A 20,409-nucleotide genomic window follows, 5' to 3' on the forward strand; every position below is an offset into this window, starting at 1 on the left:
GTGATCTTGCTCGTTCGTCACGGGCAGGCAGCATATACCGAACCTGCATGGGGATAAAACCGTCTCGCACCGAAATCACAGATAGGGGGCCGGATTGACGGTGCTGCCCCCGTGGCGCAATTGCACGAACAGGGTGGGCCTGCTGCCGCCACCACTCCATTGCGGCATCTGTCCCACCGCAGCACCATGGCTGACCTGCTGGCCCGCCGCCACTGCGATTTCCCCCAGCCCCGCCAGGACGAAACGGTAATGCTTGCCGCAATCAAGGATCATCATCTGGCCATAGGTGCGGAACGCGCCCGCGAAATCAATACGGCCCGTGCAGGGGGCGCGCACGGTCGCACGTGATGGCGGCGCATAGGTAATGCCTGTCGACGGGCCACTTTCGGTGGGGTGGCCCCATGCCGTCAGTACCGTGCCCGCCACGGGCGCGCCTGCGCTGGCGCTGGTGGCGGGCGTAATACCGGGGCCTGCGCCCGTGGCCATTTCATGCGCCTGCCTGCGGGCGGCGGCGGCTGCCTGCATGTTGTGGGCGCGTTCGGCGGCGCGGGCGGCTTCTTCCAGATTTTTTTCCGCCTGTTCTTCCGTCGCCTCGATCCGGGCGATGGCGTCCTGCACGCTGGACGCCCGGCGTGCCGCATCCTCGACGGCCTGTGCCGCGCTGGCGGCGGCGGCGTTGGAGCGCTGCTGCGCCTCCAGCGCCGCATGGGCCGCGCGGTTGACCGTGTCGCGCTGGCTTTCGCGTTCGCTGACGACCTGACGCATCTGCTGCTGCTGCTGGGCCAGTTCGCCGTCCAGTTGCGTAAGCCGGGTGCGGCGGTCATGGATGGCGCGTGTCTGGTTGGCGATATCCCCCATCATGCCATGCACCACCAGCAGCCCGGTAACCGCGCGGTCGGCAGGCAGGGGTACGGCCAGAAGCGTGTCGGCAGGATAAAGCGACAGGCGTTCCGCCAGCGGCAGCAGGGGCGACAGGCGCGCGATCTCGCGGGCAAGCTGCTGGCGCAGGGCGGCCTGTTCGGTGTGCAGGTCGGTAATGCGGCTGTCCAGATCGGCGGCCTGCTGTTCGGTGCGCTGCAGGCGGGCGGTCGCGTCGACCGTAGCGGCGGACAGGCTGGCGGCTTTCTGCGCATCCTGACGGGCCTGTTCGCGGGCTTCCTGTTCCACCTTGCGGCGTTCTTCCAGATCGTGCGCCTGCTGCTGCTGGCGCGCGATCAGGTTTTCACGCGCGCTCCGCGCGGCTTCCAGCTGCTGGCGTATGCGCTGTTCGCGCGCGGTGGGCACATGGGTGGCGGTATGGGCGGGTGTCGTCGCGGCTGGCGTATGGAGCGTGGACGCACCCCATGCCGCTGTCGCCATGCAGCAGGCCAGAACGGCCCCGCAGGCGACCCGGCCACGCCAGCGGGTCGTCAGGGTCAGGAGGCCGGATGTCAGGATGGCGTGGCCCCATCCAGCAGGGAGCGGCCGGTCATGGCCGCAGGCTGGGGCAGGCCCATAAGCTGCAACAGCGTGGGCGCAAGGTCGGCCAGGCGACCGTCATGCAGTGCCGCCCCCTTCACCCCGGTCAGGACGACCGGTACCACATTGAGCGTATGGGCCGTGTGCGGGCCGTTGGTTTCGGGGTCGAACATGGTTTCGGCATTGCCGTGATCTGCCGTGACCAGCAGCGCGCCGCCCATATGGTGAATGGCGTCCGCAATGCGGCCCAGCCCGTGGTCCACGGCCTCGACCGCCTTGATCGCGGCCGACAGCACGCCAGTATGGCCCACCATGTCGGCATTGGCGAAGTTCAGCACGATCAGGTCGTATTTACCGCTTTTTATGGCCTCGACCGCGCGGTCGGTCAGTTCCGGCGCGGACATTTCGGGCTGCAGGTCATAGGTCGCGACCTTGGGGGAGGGAACCATCACCCGATCCTCGCCCGGCAGTTCGCCTTCGCGTCCGCCATTGAGGAAATAAGTGACGTGGGGATATTTCTCGGTCTCGGCCATGCGGATCTGCTTCAGGCCGGCGGCCGATACCACATCGCCCAGCAGGTCATGCAGTTCCTGCGGCGGGAACAGCACGGTTATCAGTTCCGCCAGCCGGTCGCTGTAGCGTGTCATGCCGGTCACGGCGGCAAGGTTGACCAGCCTGGTGCGCCGGAAGCCTTCGAAATTCGGTTCCAGCAGGGCATCGAGCAGCTGCCGGATACGATCGGCGCGGAAATTGAAGCTGAGCACGCCATCCCCGTCGCGCATGCCGCCATATTCCCCGATCACGGTAGGGATTACGAATTCATCCGTTATGCCTGCTTCATAGGCGCGGTCCAGTACCTCCAGCGCGTCGCCCGCCCGCGGACCCGCCCCCGCGACAATGGCATTGTAGGTTTTTTCCACCCGGTCCCAGCGGCGGTCACGGTCCATGGCGTAATACCGGCCGGATACGGTGCCGATACGCACGCCATCGGGCAGGGCGGACAGCACATGGCTGACATAGCCATGCCCGGACTGCGGGGCGGTGTCCCGACCGTCGGTAAAGATATGGAATGTCACGGGCACACCGGCTTCGCGCACGATGCGGGCAAGGGCTATGGCATGGTCCTGATGGGCATGGACCCCGCCGGGGGAGACAAGGCCGAGCAGATGGCAGGTGCCACCGCTTTTTTTCAGCGCGGCAATGAAATCCTGCATGACCGCGCCACGTGCGACCGACCCGTCCGCAAGGCCGGTAGAAATGCGCGGCAGTTCCTGCATCACCACCCGGCCCGCGCCGATATTCAGGTGACCGACCTCGGAATTGCCCATCTGCCCTTGCGGCAGGCCGACGTCCTCCCCACAGGTTTTTAGGAAGGCATGCGGCCCCGCCTGCCACAGCCTGTCGAATGTGGGGGTATGGGCGGACCGGACGGCGTTGTCCGCCGGGTCCTCGCGCCAGCCGAAGCCATCAAGGATGGCCAGCATGACGGGACGGGGTGCCTTGTGTGCGCGTGCCTGGTCGTTCATGGGTTATTGTCTCCCTGTTTTATTTTGGGTGGCATGATGCCCTAAAAAAAGCAGGCATGAAATGCCTGTCTGCCGGAGGAAGGAAATCGTCATGACCGATACCGCCAACACCAGTGGGGCGCAGTGTGGCTGCCTGACCCCGGAACAGCTGCGCATCTTGCGCGAACACGGGACCGAGCGCCCCGGTTCCAGCCCGCTGAACAATGAAAAGCGTGCCGGAGAATATCGTTGCGCGGGATGCGGGACGCCGCTGTTCCGTTCCGGTGCGAAATACGAAAGCGGAAGTGGGTGGCCCTCATTTTTTGAGGCGATTCCGGGTGCCGTGGGCACCACGACCGACACCAGCCACGGCATGACCCGGACGGAAGTGCACTGCGGCCACTGCCATGGCCATCTGGGTCATGTGTTTCCCGACGGGCCGCCGCCGACCGGTCTGCGCTATTGCATGAACGGACTGGCATTGACTTTCGTCCCGCGTGATGGCGCTACCTTATCACGGAAATGAAATGGCATTGAAGGAACAGATATGACCCAGGCATCCGCCACGCATGATGATGACGTGATTGTCGTCAGCCACCCGCTGGTGCAGCACAAGCTGACACTCATGCGCGAACGCCAGACCTCGACCGGTGAATTCCGGAACCTTGCGCGCGAACTCAGCCTGCTGATCGGGTATGAGGCCATGCGGGATCTGCCGCTGGAACCCGTGGAAATCGACACCCCCATGGAACGCATGCAGGCATGGCGGCTTGCGGGCAAGAAGCTGTGCCTGATTTCCATCCTCCGGGCGGGAAACGGTATTCTTGACGGGCTGCTGGATCTGGTGCCTTCGGCACGGATCGGCCATGTCGGGCTGTACCGTGACCCTGAAACGCTGGAACCGGTCGAATATTATCTGAAGCTGCCTGATGATGTCGGCAACCGCATCTGCCTGGTGGTCGATCCCATGCTGGCGACGGGGCACAGCGCCGTTGCTGCAATCGACCGGCTGAAGCAGGCGGGCTGCGCGCGCATGGTCTTTGTCTGCCTGCTGGCATCCCCCGAAGGGATCGCGTGCCTGCGCAAGGCCCACCCGGATGTGCGCATCGTGACCTGCGCCATTGACCGGGGACTGGATGAACATGGTTATATCCGCCCCGGCCTTGGGGATGCGGGCGACCGTCTGTTCGGGACAAAATAATAAAAGTTTTTGGTAAAGCTTTTTTTCAAAAGCATTTAAAGAATGCCGCTCTTTAAAAAAGCCGATACCCGAAAACGTTTAATTGTCTGTCAAATTCAAAAAACCTGCGGGGTATGTGCCCCGCAGGTTTTTTTATGTCGTGGTATTGCCTGAACCCGCAGATTCAGGCGCGGCGCACGATATAGGTCTTGGCCAGTTCCGCTTCCAGCGCGCGGGCATGGTCGGGATCACGGGCCTCGATCATGACTTCAAGCTCGGCGGCCTGCACGCTGGGCGTCGTAAACAGGCGCTGGTGCGAGACCTCAATGATGTTGCCGCCTTCATCGCTGATCTTGCGCGAAATATCGGCCAGCACGCCGGGGCGGTCGGGTATTTCCATTTTCAGGCACAGAAGCCGCCCGTCACGCAGCAGCGAACGCAGCAGCGTATTGGCCAGAATGCGGCTGTCGATATTGCCACCCGTCACCGGCAGCGCCACCCGCTTGCCACGGAACAGTTCGGGGTAGGTCAGCACGGCGGCAAGGGCTGTTGCGCCCGCGCCCTCGCTGACCTGCTTGGCCCCTTCCGCCAGCATGGTGATCGCGGTCTCGATCGCACTTTCGGGCACGACCAGCACATTCGATACCAGTTCGCGAATGACTTCCAGCGGCTGCCGACCGATCTGCAGCACCGCGATGCCCTCGGCTATGGTGGCCCCGCCCGGCGGCAGTACCTCATCACCGGGGAAACCGGCGAGGGAGGAATAGTTTTCCACCTGCACGCCTACGATATCCATGTCGGGCTGCAGCGCACGCCCCGCGACCGCGCAGCCCGACAGCAGGCCGCCACCGCCAATGGGGCAGACGAAGGTATCCAGCGGCCCTGCATCCTCGAACAGTTCAAGGGCAAAGGTACCCTGTCCGGCCATGACTTCGGGATCGTCATACGGGTGGACGAACACCCGCCCCTCGCGCTGGCACAGCATGTTGGCGTGGGCCGTCGCCTCGGCGAAGTTGTCGCCTTCCAGCACCACGGTCGCCCCCCATGCGGCGGTGCGCGTGACCTTGGCCACGGGCGTGAAGCGCGGCATGACGATCACCGCGTCAATACCCAGCAGGGAAGCATGACGGGCAACGCCCTGTGCATGGTTGCCGGCCGAAACGGTAATGACGCCCCGTTCACGTTCGCGCGGGGTCAGCAGGGCCAGCTTGTTGGCGGCCCCGCGTTCCTTGAATGAACCGACAGCCTGCAGGTTATCGAGCTTGAGCACGATATCCGCGCCGGTCGCGCGTGAAAGTGTCTGGCACGGCACGGTGGGCGTATGCAGCACGCGCCCCTTTATCCGCTGTGCGGCGGCGGTGATGTCTTCAAGCGTGATCACGGTCGGGTGCGCCTAGCGGTAGATGACTTCCAGGATTTCGTACGTCCGGTCGCCGCCGGGGGCGGGGACGGACACGGTGTCACCAATGCTTTTGCCGATCAGTGATTTGGCAAGCGGCGAGGAAATGGACAGAAGCCCCTGCTTGATGTCGGCTTCGTACACGCCCACGATCTGGTAGGTCGCTTCCTTGTCGGTTTCTTCATCCACCAGTTTGACGCGTGCGCCGAATTTTACCTGGTCGCCTGACAGGGAGGCAGGGTCGATCACTTCGGCGGAGGAGACGATTTCCTCCAGTTCCTGAATGCGGCCTTCGGTAAAGGACTGGCGTTCGCGGGCTGCGTGGTATTCCGCGTTTTCCGAAAGATCGCCATGGCTCCGCGCTTCGGCGATCGCGCGAATGATCGCGGGGCGTTCTTCACTCTTGAGCTTGCGCAGTTCGTCTTCAAGCCGTTCCAGGCCGGGGCCTGTCATCGGAAATTTCTGCAAGGTTTGTCCCCGAGGTGAAGGTCAGTTTCCACAACTGACTGTTGGTTGCCGTCTCCGGGCCCATCGCACCAATGCAACGCGGGTGGCCGCCGGTTTTGGGACCGGTGGCCACCCGTTTTGGTACGATACGCTCAGAATGATCCCTTAAAATAGGATTGAAGGGGCGCGACTTCAAGAACCCCCTCGCGCATGGCCGCAATGGCATGGGTCGCGGCGCGCGCGCCCGCGATGGTGGTGTAATGCGGAATGCCATGCGTCAGCGCGGAGCGGCGGATGTCGAAGCTGTCGCTGACGGCCTGCGCACCCTGTGCGGTGTTGATGACCATCTGGACATCGCCCGAGCGGATGGCGTCGACACAGTTCGGGCGGCCTTCCAGCACCTTGTTCACCACATCCACGTTCACGCCCGCTTCACGCAGGCACTTTGCCGTGCCGCGTGTCGCTACGATGCGGAAACCCATGTCCGACAGCAGGCGGCCAATGGACTTGACCGCGGGCTTGTCGCTGTCGCGCACCGACAGGAACACCGTACCCGACAGCGGCAGCTTCACGCCTGCGGCAAGCTGTGACTTGGCAAAGGCGCGTTCGAACGAGGCGTCGAGGCCCATGACCTCGCCGGTGGAGCGCATTTCCGGGCCGAGGATCGTATCGACATCGGGGAAGCGGTTGAACGGGAAGACCGCCTCCTTCACCGCCACATGCGGGGCGACAGCGCGGTCGTCCAGGCGGAATTCGCCCAGCTTCGCGCCCGCCATGACACGCGCGCCGATCTTGGCGACCGGAACCCCCGTGGCCTTGGCCACGAACGGCACGGTGCGCGAGGCGCGCGGGTTGACTTCCAGCACGAAGATTTCCTGCCCCTTGATCGCGTACTGCACGTTCATCAGGCCGACAATGCCCAGTTCGCGGGCCATGGCCTCGGTCTGGCTTTTCAGTTCGGTCACGATGGCGGGCGACAGGGTGTAGGGCGGCAGCGAACATGCGCTGTCACCGGAATGGATGCCCGCTTCCTCGATATGTTCCATGACGCCGGCGACATACACCTCGCTGCCATCGGCGATGCAGTCCACATCCGCCTCGATCGCATCGTTCAGGTAATGGTCGATCAGCACGGGGCCATTGGCCACTTCCGCACCCGCCAGTTGCAGTGCCACGCGCATGTAGCGCTGCAGGCTGGCGCGGTCATGCACGATTTCCATCGCGCGTCCGCCCAGCACGTAGGACGGGCGGACCACCACGGGATAGCCGATCTTTTCTGCCACCGCCTCGGCTTCCGCCGGGCTGCGGGCGATGCCGTTGGCGGGCTGGCGCAGGCCCAGCCTGTGCAGCATGGCCTGGAAGCGTTCGCGGTCCTCCGCCCGGTCGATCGCGTCCGCCGGTGTGCCCAGCAGCGGGATGCCGGCGGCTTCCAGCGCGCGGGACAGCTTGAGCGGGGTCTGCCCGCCATACTGGACAATGCAGCCCAGCACGGTGCCGTTTTCCTGTTCGCGACGGATCAGGGCGATCACGTCTTCGCCCGTCAGCGGTTCGAAATACAGGCGGTCCGACGTGTCGTAGTCGGTCGAGACGGTTTCGGGGTTGCAGTTGACCATGATCGTCTCGAACCCGGCCTCGCGCAGGGCGTAGGCGGCATGGACGCAGCAGTAGTCGAACTCGATCCCCTGTCCGATGCGGTTTGGCCCGCCGCCAAGAATGACGATCTTCTTGCGGTCGGTTGGGCGGCTTTCGCATTCCGGCACGCCATATCCGCCTTCATAGGACGAATACATGTACGGCGTGGGGGATGCGAACTCACCCGCACAGGTATCGATGCGCTTGTAAACTGGCAGCACGCCCCGGTTTTCGCGCAGCTTCGCGATTTCGTCCGCATTGGTGCCCGACAGGCGCGCAAGCTGGATATCGGAAAAGCCCATTGCCTTGAGTGTGCGCAGGCTGTCGGCATCTTCCGGCAGGCCATCACGCACCACAGCGTGTTCGGCCGCAACGATCTTGGCCAGTTCGCGCAGGAACCACGGCTCGAAGCGGCAGGCGTCGTGGATGTCTTCCACGCTCAGCCCCGCGCGCAGGGCCTGCGCCGCCATCAGGATGCGTTCGGGGCGCGGCTGCGACAGGGCGGCGCGGAAGGCGTCGGGGCCGCCATCGCCCGGTGCTTCCACCGGGTCCAGGCCCGCCAGCCCGATTTCCATTGACCGCAGGCCCTTCTGCAGCGCCTCGGGGAAGGAACGGCCAATGGCCATCGCCTCGCCAACCGACTTCATGCTGGTGGACAGCAGGGCAGGGGTGCCGGGGAATTTCTCGAACGTAAACCGGGGGATCTTGACCACGACGTAGTCAATCGTCGGCTCGAACGACGCAGGCGTGCTGCCGGTAATGTCGTTGGTCAGTTCATCCAGCGTGTAGCCCACCGCCAGCTTGGCCGCGACCTTCGCGATCGGGAAGCCTGTCGCCTTGGATGCAAGGGCGGAGGACCGCGATACGCGCGGGTTCATTTCGATCACGACAACACGGCCATCGACGGGATTGATGCCGAACTGCACGTTCGACCCGCCGGTTTCCACGCCAATCTTGCGCAGGCATGCCAGCGACATGTCACGCAGGCGCTGGTATTCCTTGTCCGTCAGCGTCAGCGCGGGGGCGACGGTGATGGAATCGCCGGTATGCACGCCCATCGGGTCGATGTTTTCAATGGAGCAGATGATGATGCAGTTGTCGGCGCTGTCGCGCACGACTTCCATCTCGTACTCCTTCCAGCCCAGCACGGATTCCTCGATCAGGACTTCCGTGGTGGGGGAGGCATCCAGCCCGGAGGAGACGATGCGGTCGAATTCCTCCCTGTTGTAGGCGATGCCACCACCCGATCCACCCATGGTGAATGACGGGCGGATGACCGCGGGCAGGCCGACGGTGGCCAGCGCGCTGCGCGCGTCTTCCAGCGAATGGGCGATCAGGCTGCGCGGGCTTTCGATGCCGATTTCATCCATCGCCTCGCGGAATTTCTGCCGGTCCTCGGCACGGTCGATCACTTCGGCATTGGCGCCGATCAGTTCGACATTGTGCTTTTTCAGGAACCCCGATTTGTCCAGCGCCATGGCCGTGTTCAGCGCGGTCTGGCCGCCCATGGTGGGCAACACGGCGTCGGGCTTTTCACGCAGTATGATGCGTTCGACGAATTCTGGGGTGATCGGCTCGATATAGGTCGCGTCCGCCAGCCCCGGATCGGTCATGATCGTGGCGGGGTTGGAGTTGACCAGAATGACGCGGTAGCCCTCTTCCTTCAGCGCCTTGCACGCCTGTGCGCCGGAATAATCGAATTCGCACGCCTGGCCGATAACGATCGGGCCGGCGCCGATGATCAGGATGGAGCGTATGTCTGTCCGTTTTGGCATGGGTCGGCTTTCACGCGGTCTTGGTTGTGGTGTCGATCAGATCGACAAAACGGCGGAACAGGTAATGGCTGTCGGACGGGCCGGGGCTGGCTTCGGGGTGGTACTGCACCGAAAATGCCGGGTAACGGCTGGTGGCGATGCCTTCATTCGATCCGTCAAACAGGCTGGTATGGGTGGCGCGTACGTCATCAGGCAGGGATTTGTCATCCACCGCAAAGCCATGGTTCTGGCTGGTGATTTCCACCTTGCCCGTCGCCAGGTCCTTGACTGGCTGGTTGGCGCCACGGTGGCCGCGCGCCAGCTTGTAGGTCGTGGCCCCCAGCGCCAGCGCCAGAAGCTGATGGCCAAGGCAGATACCGAATACCGGCTTGCCCGCTTCCAGTACGCCGCGGATGGCGGGGACCGCGTATTTCGCCGTCGCCGCCGGATCACCCGGCCCGTTGGACAGGAACACGCCCGCGGGGTCGAGGGCGAGGATATCCTCCGCCGTCGTCGTGGCGGGCACCACCGTCACGTCGCAGCCGGCGGTGGCAAGGCAGCGCAGGATGTTGCGCTTGGCCCCGTAATCGACCGCAACCACCTTCCGGCGCTTTTCAGGCAGTGCGGCGGTGCCGTGCGGCCACTGCCACACGCCTTCGGCCCATGAATAGGCCTTGGCGCAGGTGACTTCGCCCGCAAGGTCCATGCCCTCCAGCCCGGGCCATGCGCGTACCTGCGCCAGCAGGGCAGGAATGTCGAACTTCCCATCGGCGGGGTAGGCCACGATGGCCGTCTGCGGGCCGCCTTCGCGGATGCGGCGCGTAATCGCACGGGTGTCGATGCCGCATATGCCCGGAACGCCCTGTGCCTTCAGCCATGCATCCAGCGATTCGGTCGAACGCCAGTTGGCCGGCGCGGTCAGGTCTTCCTTGACCACCAGCGCGCGGGCATGCACGCGTGCGGCCTCATCATCTTCCGGCGTGGTGCCGGTATTGCCGATATGGGGAAAGGTGAAGGTGATGATCTGCCCCGCGAAGGACGGGTCGGTCAGCGTTTCCTGGTACCCGGTCATGCCGGTGGAAAAGCAGATTTCGCCCAGTGCGCGGTCCGTGCCGTACGCGCCGAATCCGCGCCCCCACAGAATGGTGCCATCCGCCAGGATCAGGGCGGCTGTCGCGGCTTCGGGCCTGTCGGCCGGTGCGATCGGGTTTGACGTGCTCATCATGGGCTCCGGTCGGTCGGATTCTGTGTCGGGTTGCAGGTCGGACAGTGACAGTCCGGTCGCGCGCAGCACGGTGGTCCAGTGCTTGGGCGGAATGGCGCGGGCCTGCCGCCATTTGCGAATGGCCTCGGTGCTGACGCCTGTCAGCCGGGCTGCCTGTTCGGCGCCGCCAAGGCGTTCGATAATACTTTCTATCGTCATCGGCATTGGATGATGTCCCTTCCGGGAGTATTGCCTAACAGCGTCTCTGGTAATTGGGAAGAAAATTCCCACATGCCGATCAAATGAGATGATGGGAAAATTATTCCCGGCACGGTCGGGGCATCCCGCCCCGCCCGCCGGGCAGAGGAGTTGACAGCCATGTCCCTGCGCGCACGTTTCACCGATGACCTGAAGACAGCCATGAAGGCAGGCCAGAGCGAAAAGGTCGGCACCATCCGCATGATCACCGCAAAGCTGAAGGATGTCGATATTGCGGGCCGTGCCAAGGGCGAGGACCAGGTCAGCGATGAAGCCGTGATCTCCATGCTGCGTGGCATGATCAAGTCCCGCACGGAATCGGCGGCGATGTATGCCAAGGGCGGCCGCCCGGAACTGGCGGACAAGGAAAACGCCGAAATCGCGATCATCCGCGCCTACCTGCCGCCCGACCTTGACGATGCCACCATCGAGGCCGCCGTGCGCGAAGCCATCGAACGCACCGACGCCACCTCCATGAAGGACATGGGCAAGGTGATGGCGGCGCTGAAGCAGCTGTTTGGTGCCGCCCTTGACCCCGCGCGCGCGTCCGCCGTGGTGCGCGCGCAGCTTGCCGCCTGAGGCGGGAGGCATACGCCCCGATGGCGCTTGATCCCGCATTCCTTGACGAACTGCGTGCCCGCACGCCCATCGCCCCCATCATCGGGCGACGGACGAAGCTGGTGCGCTCGGGAAAGAACTGGAAGGCATGCTGCCCCTTCCACGGGGAAAAGACGCCATCGTTCTATGTCTATGACGACCATTACCACTGCTTTGGCTGTCAGGCGCATGGCGATGTCATCACCTTCGTGATGCAGAGCGAGGGCCGTTCCTTCCCCGAAGCGGTGGAGGAACTGGCCACCGCCGCCGGGATGGAGATGCCAAAGCCCGACCGCAACCAGCGTGAGCAGGCCGAACGCGCCCGCACGCTGGGCGAGGTGCTGGAAGCGGTGCAGGCGTCATGGCAGCGCAGGCTGTACCAGCCGGAGGGGCGCGAAGGGCTGGCCTACCTGCAGGGGCGTGGCCTGACGGACGAAACCATTGCCGCCTTCGGCCTTGGCTGGTCGGGGGAGGGGCGTGGCGGGCTGGTTGCGGAAATGGCGGCGCTGGACATCACGCCCGTCATGCTGCGCGACGCAGGCGTGATGCGCGCGGATGATGACGGCACGCCATCGCGCGAGCTGTTCTTCAACCGCGTGACCTTTCCCATCCGCGACCGGCGCGGGCGGCTGGTGTCCTTTGGCGGGCGCATATTGGGCGATGGCCAGCCCAAATACCTCAATGGCCCGGAAACCGCCATTTTCTCCAAGCGGCGGGTGCTGTTCGGCCTCGACCGCGCGCGGGAGGCCGTGCGTGGCACGGGGCCGGAAGCGGACCTGCTGGTGGTCGAAGGCTACATGGACGTGATCGCCCTGCACCAGGCAGGCTTCCGTGGCGCGGTCGCCCCCCTTGGCACGGCGCTGACATCCGAACAGCTTGACGCCCTGTGGCAGGTCGCCCCGGCCCCGGTGCTGTGTTTCGATGGGGATGCGGCGGGACAGCGCGCGGCGGTGAAGGCGGCGGAAACCGCGCTGCCGCTGCTGAACGTGGACCATACCCTGCGGTTCTGCGTCCTGCCCGAAGGCGAGGACCCCGACAGTCTTGTGCGGCGTGATGGCCCGGCCGCCATGGCGGCCCTGATCACTGGCGCGCGCCCGATGGGGCAGGTCCTGTTCGACCTGCTGAGCGAGGGCGTGCGCAACCCCGGCCCCGAACAGCGTGCGGCCCTGCGGCGCAGGCTGGTGGATGTGGCAGCCCTGATTCCCGACAAGGCGCTGGCGTCCGAATACCGTTCCACCCTGCTGGACAGTTTTTTTCAGGCGTTCCGTCGTTCCGGCGCACGGGGAGGTGTGAAAAAGGCCAGCGTGGCCACGTCCCCCGTCGCCACCATGAATGCGGACCTGCAGCGCCAGTGCATCCTCAGCGCGATCATACTGGAACAGCCCGGCGTGCTGGATGAGGTGCAGGACGCCTATTGCCGCCTTGAACTGCCCGCCGACCTTGCCGCGCTGCGCGAGGAACTGCTGGACCTGTATGACGCGCGTGGCGAACTGCCGCCGCCGGGTGAACTGGCGGCCTTCCTGTCCGCTGCCGGTCTGGACGATGTGTGCCAGCGCGTGCGGGCGACGCGCGGGCGGCGCGCGGGCGGGCATGGTGATGACGACCTGTTCGGCACCGACCCCCGGCATGAGTGGTGGCACTTTTACGCTTTGTTGAATGTTGAACGCTTTGCCGCCGAAATCCGCGCGGATACGGAACGGATGTGCGCAGGCGATCTGGATGAGGCCGCATGGGCCAGCCTGCGCACCAGGCTGCTGGCGCTTGATACCCTGCGCCGGGGTGGGGCTGACCTTGACGAATGAGGCGGAAAATTGACCGATTGCATGAAATGGACCGCCCCAACCCTTGACTTCGGCCATGTTATCGACCACCTGCACCAGACAAAAGCAGATGAAAACGGTATGATTGGCCGTATCCTGTCCCGCTCTATACCGGCGGGCGGAAAGGGGGCGGCCGCTGTGCGCGGGCAGGGTGTGTGCGCGTGCGTAAACGGATTTGCTGGGTAGGGATTGATCGGGCATGGCGACAAAGACAGCCACGGGTACGGACACGGCTTCGGGGGACCAGGATAACGATACGACCCTGCTGGACACCCGGTCCGGCGCCGTCAAGAAACTGATCGCCCGCGGTAAGGAACGCGGTTACATCACGTTCGACGAACTCAATGCCGTCCTGCCGCAGGACCAGATGTCCTCCGAGCAGATCGAGGACGTGATGGCGGCCCTGTCGGAAATGGGCATGCAGGTTGTCGAAAACGAAGACAACGACGAGACCGAAACGCCGGCCGCCACCGAAACCAAGAGCGACGATACCGCCGAGGAAGAGACCGAGAGCGAGGAACCCGCCGCCGGTAACGTCGATACCGAAAGCCTGGGCCGCACCGATGACCCGGTGCGTATGTACCTGCGCGAAATGGGGTCGGTCGAACTGCTGTCGCGCGAGGGCGAAATCGCGATCGCCAAGCGCATCGAGGCCGGGCGTGACGAGATGATCGGCGGGCTGTGCGAAAGCCCGCTGACCTTCCGCGCCATCATTTCGTGGCATGAACGGCTCAAGGCCGGGGAAATGCTGCTGCGTGACATCGTGGACCTCGAGGCCATGCAGTCCGGCGGCAACGATCCCGCCGAGGCGGCGGAAGGCGACGAGGCCTTTGGCGAAAGCGAAGGCGCTGAAAACGAAGAGGCCGAGGAAACCGAAGGCGAAGGTGAGGGCGAAGGCGAAGGGGCCGGCCTGTCGCTGTCCGCGCTTGAGGAAAAGCTGAAGCCGGAAATCCTTGAGCAGTTCGAGGAAGTCGAGGCGCTGTACGCAGCCCTGCACAAGGTGCAGGCCGAACGGCTGGAAAAGTTCACGGCGGGCGCGGAAATCTCCGTCGATGACGAAAGCCGCTATGAACGCCTGCGCATGGAACTGGTGGGCAAGGTGCAGCAGGTCCACCTGCACAATGCGCGGATCGAGGTGCTGGTCGAACACCTGAAGGAAATCTTCCAGCGCCTGAACGGTCTGGAAGGGCGTATGCTGCGACTGGCGGAAAGCACCCGCGTGTCACGCGATGACTTCCTGCTGAAATACCGAGGCCGCGAACTGGATCCCGGCTGGATGGACATGGTTGCCACCCTGCCGGCCAAATCGTGGAAGAACTTCCTGGCCAAGCATGGCGAGACAGTGATCCGCCTGCGCAACCAGGTGGCCGACCTGACGCAGGAAACCGGCCTGCCGGTGGGTGAATTCCGTCGCGTCTACGCCACCGTGTCGCGGGGGGAGCGGGATTCGGCGCGCGCCAAGAAGGAAATGATCGAGGCCAACCTGCGGCTGGTGATCTCGATCGCCAAGAAATACACCAATCGCGGCCTGCAGTTCCTTGATCTGATTCAGGAAGGCAATATTGGCCTGATGAAGGCGGTGGACAAATTCGAATACCGCCGTGGCTACAAGTTCTCCACCTACGCCACGTGGTGGATCCGGCAGGCCATTACGCGTTCCATCGCCGATCAGGCGCGGACCATCCGTATCCCGGTCCACATGATCGAGACGATCAACAAGCTGGTCCGCACCTCGCGCCAGATGCTGCATGAGATCGGGCGTGAACCCGCGCCTGAGGAACTGGCCGAAAAGCTGGGCATGCCGCTGGAAAAGGTGCGCAAGGTGCTGAAGATCGCGAAGGAGCCGATCTCGCTCGAAACCCCGATCGGGGATGAGGAAGACAGCCATCTTGGCGACTTCATCGAGGACAAGGCCGCCGTCATCCCGCTGGATGCCGCGATCCAGACCAACCTGCGTGAGGCCACGACGCGGGTTCTGTCCTCGCTGACTCCACGTGAAGAACGCGTGCTGCGCATGCGCTTTGGCATCGGCATGAACACCGACCACACGCTGGAAGAAGTGGGTCAGCAGTTCAACGTGACGCGCGAACGTATCCGCCAGATCGAGGCCAAGGCCCTGCGCAAGCTCAAGCACCCCAGCCGGAGCCGCAAGCTGCGTTCCTTCCTTGATGATAACTGAGGTTCCATGCCCCGCCCCCCAGGATGGGCCGGGCGGTGATGGAACACGGGCCGGGGTGGATGTGACGTTCCTGTGCATGGACCGTCCACCCCCCGGCATCCCGCCCGCCCTGCCGCATGGTTTCAGCATCCGGCAGACCTTCCGCCCCGGTGTCATGTGGTATCGCGGGCTGTATGATGCGGTGGGTAGGGAGTATTGCTGGTGGCTGCGCCGGGTCATGTCCGATGCGGATCTGGCCGTCCTTCTGTCCAGTCCCGGCATTGGCGTGCATGTGCTGTATGATGGCGATGCGCCAGCAGGGTTCTGCGAACTCGACAGCCGCTACGGTCCCGATATCAACATTGCCTATTTCGGTCTGCTGCCCGCATGGATCGGCCGTGGCGTCGGACGGATATTCCTGCACCAGATGGTGGCGCGCGCGTGGGCCATGAATCCGGCAGTGCTGCGGGTCAATACATGTTCTGCCGATCATCCGCGTGCATTACCCAACTACCAGAAGGCCGGTTTTCGCAAGGTGCGCACCCTGCATGAAATCTGGACCATTCCGGACGCACTGGGGCTGAACGTGCCGGATCGCCTGCGTCTGGACTGAAGAAAGATCGGCATTAGTACACAGAATCTTGATTTCAAGAACTGTTATAACACGAAATCGTAACCATTTCCCCTCCCATACCCGAAGGAGGGGGAGCATGGATTTCGATCTGTCTTTTTACAAATTTCATGGTGTTGACCGTGCTGCGCTGCTGGATGCCCTTGGCATGCGTGATACAGGCGAGCCGGACCCGAATGATGAGGCGCCATATGCCATCGCGGACCTGCCCAATGGCTGGTTTGTCATCCGCACCAATAACGACAGTGGCCTGATTTCCAATTATGATCGCAAGACCCTGTGCCGTGAGGGCAGATTGATCACGTGCGATGTCGCGACGGTCGATCCGGTCAGCCAGGCGGCGGGCTATGAAAATGGTGAAGAAATCTGGATCGTCCAGCATGACGGGCGCAACAACGATTATCTTGATCTGGATATAGAAGGTGATGCGCCGGACGCGGTGCCCGAACTGCACAAGCGGGCCTTTGCCGCAGTGCAGCGCGGAATGGTGGACCCGCGCGGCCCGGGCAGCATGCTGGATGTTCCGCTGGAAGTGGTGAAGGCCGTGACCGGATTCCGCCATGACCGCCCGCAGGATGTCCGTCCCACACCGGTCTTTACGTGGCTGGAGCCGATAAAAACGGTGATTGACTGACTTTTTCCTTGTCTGTCTGGCGGGTTTGTGTTTCAAACCGCCTCTTCCCTGCCGGGTGCGTGGCATCGTCCCCGGCTATACCCGTGCCTTCATGGCAACATGGCGGACCGTGTCCGTCCATGCCGGGGTTGAACTGATCCGAAGGGAGTTCCAATGCCGTTGTATGAAACCGTGCTGATTGTACGTAATGACGTGTCGCAGCAGCAGGTCGAAGCCATTGCCGATGGCATCGCAGCCCAGCTTGAAGCGGAATCCGGTTCCGTCAAGAAGCGTGAATACTGGGGCCTGCGCACGCTGGCGTACCGCATCACGAAGAACCGCAAGGGGCATTACATGCTTCTGGGTCTTGATGGGGCTTCCAGCGCCATCAAGGAAATCGAGCGTCAGCTCAGCCTGAACGAAGACGTTCTGCGCGTGCTGACCCTGCGTGTGGATGAGATTGACGAAGCACCGTCCGTCATCCTGTCGCGCAAGGGTGACGAGCGTGAGCGTGGCTTCCGTGGGCCCAAGCCCTCTGGCCGTTTCGAAAGCGGTCGTGGCACGCGTCGCAATTTCGATGACCGCGAAGAGTTCCGCGCCCGTAACGAGCGTGAAGAACAGCAGCGCGCCAACGCCACCGCCACTGCCGAAGCGGAGTAAGAGCTGATGTCCGAATCAACCGAGATCAATCCCGCCGCCCGCCGCGTTGCGGTTGGTGCGCGTCGCCCGTTCTACCGTCGTCGCAAGTCCTGCCCGTTCTCCGGCCCCAACGCGCCGAAGATCGACTACAAGGACGTGCGCCTGCTGAGCCGCTTCCTGTCCGAGCGTGGCAAGATCGTTCCCAGCCGCATCACGGCAGTGTCCGCCAAGAAGCAGCGTGAACTGGCCCAGGCCATCAAGCGCGCCCGTTTCCTGGCCCTGCTGCCCTACATTGTAAGCTGAGGGAGGCAGAAACATGTCCGCAGTAGAACTCATCCTGCTCCAGCGCGTCGAGAAGCTGGGCCAGATGGGCGAGATCGTCACGGTGAAGCCGGGCTATGCCCGTAACTTCCTGCTGCCCCAGGGCAAGGCGATCCGCGCCAACGCACACAACCGCGAGCGTTTCGAACGTGAACGTGCACAGCTTGAGGCCCAGAACCTCAAGAACCGCGAGGAGGCCGAACGCCTGTCCGAGCGTATGCACGGCCTGTCCGTCATCCTGATCCGTCAGGCTGGTGACAGCGGCAGCCTGTATGGCTCCGTTACGACGCGTGACATCGCGGAAGCAGCGACCAAGGCCGGCCTGACCATCAGCCGCAACCAGGTCATCCTGCCCGAGCCGATCAAGCAGCTTGGCCTGTATGAAGTCAGCGTCGCCCTGCATCCGGAAGTGAACATGCAGGTCACCGTGAACGTCGCCCGTTCCGAAGAAGAAGCGGAACGTCAGGCACGCGGTGAAGAAATTGGCGTCGATCAGGACGACGAGCAGGTTCTGGCCGAAGAAGGCGTGGTAACCGAAGGCGAGGTTTCGGAAGAAACCGCCGTCGAGGAAACCCCGGCTGTCTGATTGACCTGATCCGTTGCCCCCGGGGTGACTGGCTGGTTACAAAAGCCCGGAAGAGGAAACTCTTCCGGGCTTTTGCCGTTTCCGGGGCGGGTGCATCAGGCTTTTTGCCGGGCGCACATGCGTTGAGGGAGCGGGCGATGGCATCTCTATTGCTGGATCGGGCCTTTGCGCACTTCGTGACCCTGGGGCGGCTGGATGTCCATTATCCCGGGGGCGACAGGCGTGCGTATGTGGGCGGCCCCGGACCACGGGCGGGCATGTGGATCGCGGATGGGGAAACGGTGCGCGCCCTGCTGCTTGATCCCGCGCTGAAGGTGGGGGAAGCCTATATGGCGGGCAGGCTGCGCCCCGTTGACTGCACGCTGTATGATCTGATGCACGTGCTCATGCTCAATGTCATGCGGCGTAGCCCGGCGGGGGAGCGGATTTTCGGTTCCCTGCGCTATATCGCGCGGACATGGCTGCAGAATAACACCCTGCGGCGCGCCCGGCGGAACGTGGCGCATCATTATGACCTGGACAGCAGGCTGTACCGTCTCTTCCTTGATGCGGACATGCAGTATTCCTGCGGTTATTTCCCCACGGGCACCGAAACGCTGGCGCAGGCGCAGGCGGCCAAGAAACACCATCTAGCGGCCAAGCTGCATCTGTCACGTCCCGGCATGACCGTGCTGGATGTCGGGTGCGGGTGGGGCGGCATGGCCCTGACGCTGGCGCGTGATTACGATGCGCAGGTCACGGGCATCACGCTGTCGGTGGAACAGCTGCATATCGCGCGCCAGCGTGCGCGTGCGGCGGGGCTGGACGGGCGCGTGCGGTTTGAACTGCTGGATTACCGTGCCGTCAGCAGGCAGTACGACCGGATCATTTCCATCGGCATGTTCGAACATGTGGGCGTGGCCCATTATCCGGCGTTTTTTGATACCATGCGCGCTGCCCTGCACCCCCATGGGGTCATGGTGCTGCATTCCATCGGGCGCAGGGAAGGGCCGGGCGTCACCAACCCGTGGATTGACCGCTATATCTTCCCTGGCGGCTATTCACCGGCGGTCAGCGAGGCCGTCAGCGCCGTGGAGCGCGCCGGGCTATGGCTGACGGACTGCGAGATCTGGCGCCTGCATTACGCGCGCACCATTGCCCACTGGCGCCGCCGGTTCGCGGCAAGGCGTCGGCAGGTCGCATTGCTCTATGATGAACGGTTCTGCCGCATGTTCGAATTCTATCTTGTGGTATCCGAACTGGCCTTCCGCGTGCAGGGGCACCTGAACTTCCAGCTGCAGATGGTGCGTGAAATCGACGCCGTGCCCCTGTCGCGGGATTACATGTATGCCCCGCAGCCCGTGGGTCTGCCAGATCAGGACAGTGTTGCGGCCCTGAGGGCATGAAGGCGGGCAAGGCGGTCGAATTCGGCAATATCCAGCGTCTCGGCCCGGCGGCTGCCTTCAATTCCGGCCTCATCCAGCAACGCTTCTCCCCCGATGGCTTTCAGCGCCCCGCGCAGCATCTTGCGCCGCTGGCCAAATGCTGCCGCCGTCACCTGTTCCATGGCGCGGAACAGTGCGGCATCGGGCTGGTCTGCATGCGGGATCAGGCCAACCACGGCGGAATGTACCTTGGGCGGCGGGGAAAACGCGCCAGGCGGAATATGCATGAGCACCCCGCAGCGGCACGTCCATTGCGCCAGCACGCCCAGCCTGCCGTAATGGGCCGAACCGGGGGCGGCACAGATGCGTTCGGCCACTTCCTGCTGGAACATGAGCGTCAGCCGCGACCACTCCGCCGCCTGCCGCAGCCACCCCACCAGCAGGGGCGTGCCGACATTGTAGGGCAGGTTGGCGATGACCTGTCGCGGGGCGGGGCACAGCGTGGTCAGGTCGCACCGCATGGCATCGGCTTCGATCACCTGCAGACGGTCGGGCGCATGGGCGGCCAGTTCCGTAATGACGGCAACCGCCCGTGTATCCACTTCCACCGCCACGATGCTGGCGGCATCGGTATCCAGCAGCGCGCGGGTCAGACCACCGGGGCCGGGACCGACCTCCACAACATGCTGGCCCGACAGATTACCTGCCAGCGACGCGATGCGCGCCGTAATGCCCGGGTCCAGCAGGAAGTGCTGGCCCAGCGCCTTGCGTGCGTCCAGTTCGTGGCGCGCAATGGTTTCACGCAGGGGTTCAAGCCCCGACGGGCATCCGGTCATGGTCATG

General features: G+C 63.9%; 18 protein-coding genes. 11 read left to right on the forward strand and 7 right to left on the reverse strand.

Features of this window, described 5'->3' with window-relative positions; translation table 11 throughout:
• Positions 1–75: 75 nt before the first annotated feature.
• A complete protein-coding gene (locus CFR80_RS01980) occupies positions 76–1,359 on the reverse strand; it encodes a murein hydrolase activator EnvC family protein (protein ID WP_110507060.1) in 1,284 nt (427 codons plus the stop codon).
• A 71-nt stretch (positions 1,360–1,430) separates the two neighbouring features.
• Positions 1,431–2,984, reverse strand: a complete 1,554-nt coding sequence (gene gpmI / locus CFR80_RS01985; protein ID WP_110507061.1) for a 2,3-bisphosphoglycerate-independent phosphoglycerate mutase — start codon at positions 2,982–2,984, stop codon at positions 1,431–1,433.
• Positions 2,985–3,075: 91 nt separating this feature from the next.
• Between gpmI and msrB the strand changes: the two genes are divergently transcribed.
• Both msrB and upp read left to right on the forward strand, forming a co-directional pair.
• Complete coding sequence (msrB, locus tag CFR80_RS01990) at positions 3,076–3,489, forward strand: peptide-methionine (R)-S-oxide reductase MsrB (RefSeq protein WP_010512795.1); 414 nt, start codon at positions 3,076–3,078, stop codon at positions 3,487–3,489.
• 21 nt (positions 3,490–3,510) lie between these two features.
• Positions 3,511–4,164, forward strand: coding sequence for a uracil phosphoribosyltransferase (gene upp / locus CFR80_RS01995; RefSeq protein ID WP_010512796.1), 654 nt, complete (start codon positions 3,511–3,513; stop codon positions 4,162–4,164).
• Positions 4,165–4,327: 163 nt separating this feature from the next.
• Here the strand turns inward: upp and CFR80_RS02000 are convergent, their stop codons facing one another.
• The 4 genes from CFR80_RS02000 to carA form a co-directional block, all read right to left on the reverse strand.
• Positions 4,328–5,524 (reverse strand): threonine ammonia-lyase, encoded by a 1,197-nt coding sequence (locus CFR80_RS02000; protein ID WP_048855664.1) that lies wholly within the window; start codon positions 5,522–5,524, stop codon positions 4,328–4,330.
• 12 nt (positions 5,525–5,536) lie between these two features.
• On the reverse strand, positions 5,537–6,010 hold the full coding sequence (greA, locus tag CFR80_RS02005; protein ID WP_029329197.1) for a transcription elongation factor GreA: 474 nt from the start codon (positions 6,008–6,010) through the stop codon (positions 5,537–5,539).
• 131 nt (positions 6,011–6,141) lie between these two features.
• Complete coding sequence (gene carB / locus CFR80_RS02010; protein ID WP_010512800.1) at positions 6,142–9,396, reverse strand: carbamoyl-phosphate synthase large subunit; 3,255 nt, start codon at positions 9,394–9,396, stop codon at positions 6,142–6,144.
• A gap of 10 nt (positions 9,397–9,406) precedes the next feature.
• Positions 9,407–10,804, reverse strand: a complete 1,398-nt coding sequence (gene carA / locus CFR80_RS02015) for a glutamine-hydrolyzing carbamoyl-phosphate synthase small subunit (protein WP_010512801.1) — start codon at positions 10,802–10,804, stop codon at positions 9,407–9,409.
• A 153-nt stretch (positions 10,805–10,957) separates the two neighbouring features.
• Between carA and CFR80_RS02020 the strand changes: the two genes are divergently transcribed.
• The 9 genes from CFR80_RS02020 (at position 10,958) to CFR80_RS02065 (ending at position 19,587) form a co-directional block, all read left to right on the forward strand.
• Complete coding sequence (locus tag CFR80_RS02020) at positions 10,958–11,416, forward strand: GatB/YqeY domain-containing protein (RefSeq protein WP_010512802.1); 459 nt, start codon at positions 10,958–10,960, stop codon at positions 11,414–11,416.
• 20 nt (positions 11,417–11,436) lie between these two features.
• Positions 11,437–13,236 (forward strand): DNA primase, encoded by a 1,800-nt coding sequence (gene dnaG / locus CFR80_RS02025; RefSeq protein WP_010512803.1) that lies wholly within the window; start codon positions 11,437–11,439, stop codon positions 13,234–13,236.
• A gap of 217 nt (positions 13,237–13,453) precedes the next feature.
• Positions 13,454–15,433, forward strand: coding sequence for an RNA polymerase sigma factor RpoD (rpoD, locus tag CFR80_RS02035; RefSeq protein WP_110507062.1), 1,980 nt, complete (start codon positions 13,454–13,456; stop codon positions 15,431–15,433).
• A complete protein-coding gene (locus CFR80_RS02040; RefSeq protein ID WP_232275524.1) occupies positions 15,423–16,025 on the forward strand; it encodes a GNAT family N-acetyltransferase in 603 nt (200 codons plus the stop codon). Before rpoD ends, CFR80_RS02040 begins: the two co-directional genes overlap by 11 nt.
• Before the next feature lie 97 nt (positions 16,026–16,122).
• The gene (locus tag CFR80_RS02045) at positions 16,123–16,677 is read left to right on the forward strand and encodes a hypothetical protein (RefSeq protein ID WP_010512807.1); all 555 of its coding nucleotides are present in this window, start codon (positions 16,123–16,125) and stop codon (positions 16,675–16,677) included.
• Between the two features lie 153 nt (positions 16,678–16,830).
• On the forward strand, positions 16,831–17,316 hold the full coding sequence (rpsF, locus tag CFR80_RS02050; protein WP_010512809.1) for a 30S ribosomal protein S6: 486 nt from the start codon (positions 16,831–16,833) through the stop codon (positions 17,314–17,316).
• Positions 17,317–17,322: 6 nt separating this feature from the next.
• Positions 17,323–17,598 (forward strand): 30S ribosomal protein S18, encoded by a 276-nt coding sequence (rpsR, locus tag CFR80_RS02055; protein WP_007399693.1) that lies wholly within the window; start codon positions 17,323–17,325, stop codon positions 17,596–17,598.
• Between the two features lie 13 nt (positions 17,599–17,611).
• Positions 17,612–18,202 (forward strand): 50S ribosomal protein L9, encoded by a 591-nt coding sequence (gene rplI, locus CFR80_RS02060; RefSeq protein WP_010512810.1) that lies wholly within the window; start codon positions 17,612–17,614, stop codon positions 18,200–18,202.
• Between the two features lie 137 nt (positions 18,203–18,339).
• Complete coding sequence (locus CFR80_RS02065) at positions 18,340–19,587, forward strand: SAM-dependent methyltransferase (protein WP_029329198.1); 1,248 nt, start codon at positions 18,340–18,342, stop codon at positions 19,585–19,587.
• On the opposite strand, the gene rsmA is transcribed toward CFR80_RS02065, so the two are convergent.
• Positions 19,557–20,408, reverse strand: coding sequence for a 16S rRNA (adenine(1518)-N(6)/adenine(1519)-N(6))-dimethyltransferase RsmA (gene rsmA, locus CFR80_RS02070; RefSeq protein ID WP_010512812.1), 852 nt, complete (start codon positions 20,406–20,408; stop codon positions 19,557–19,559). The two genes, CFR80_RS02065 and rsmA, sit on opposite strands and share 31 nt — an antisense overlap.
• Between the last annotated feature and the right edge of the window lies 1 nt (position 20,409).

Origin of the sequence: Komagataeibacter oboediens (assembly GCF_003207815.1) — a bacterium.
Taxonomy (GTDB): Bacteria; Pseudomonadota; Alphaproteobacteria; order Acetobacterales; family Acetobacteraceae; genus Komagataeibacter; species Komagataeibacter oboediens.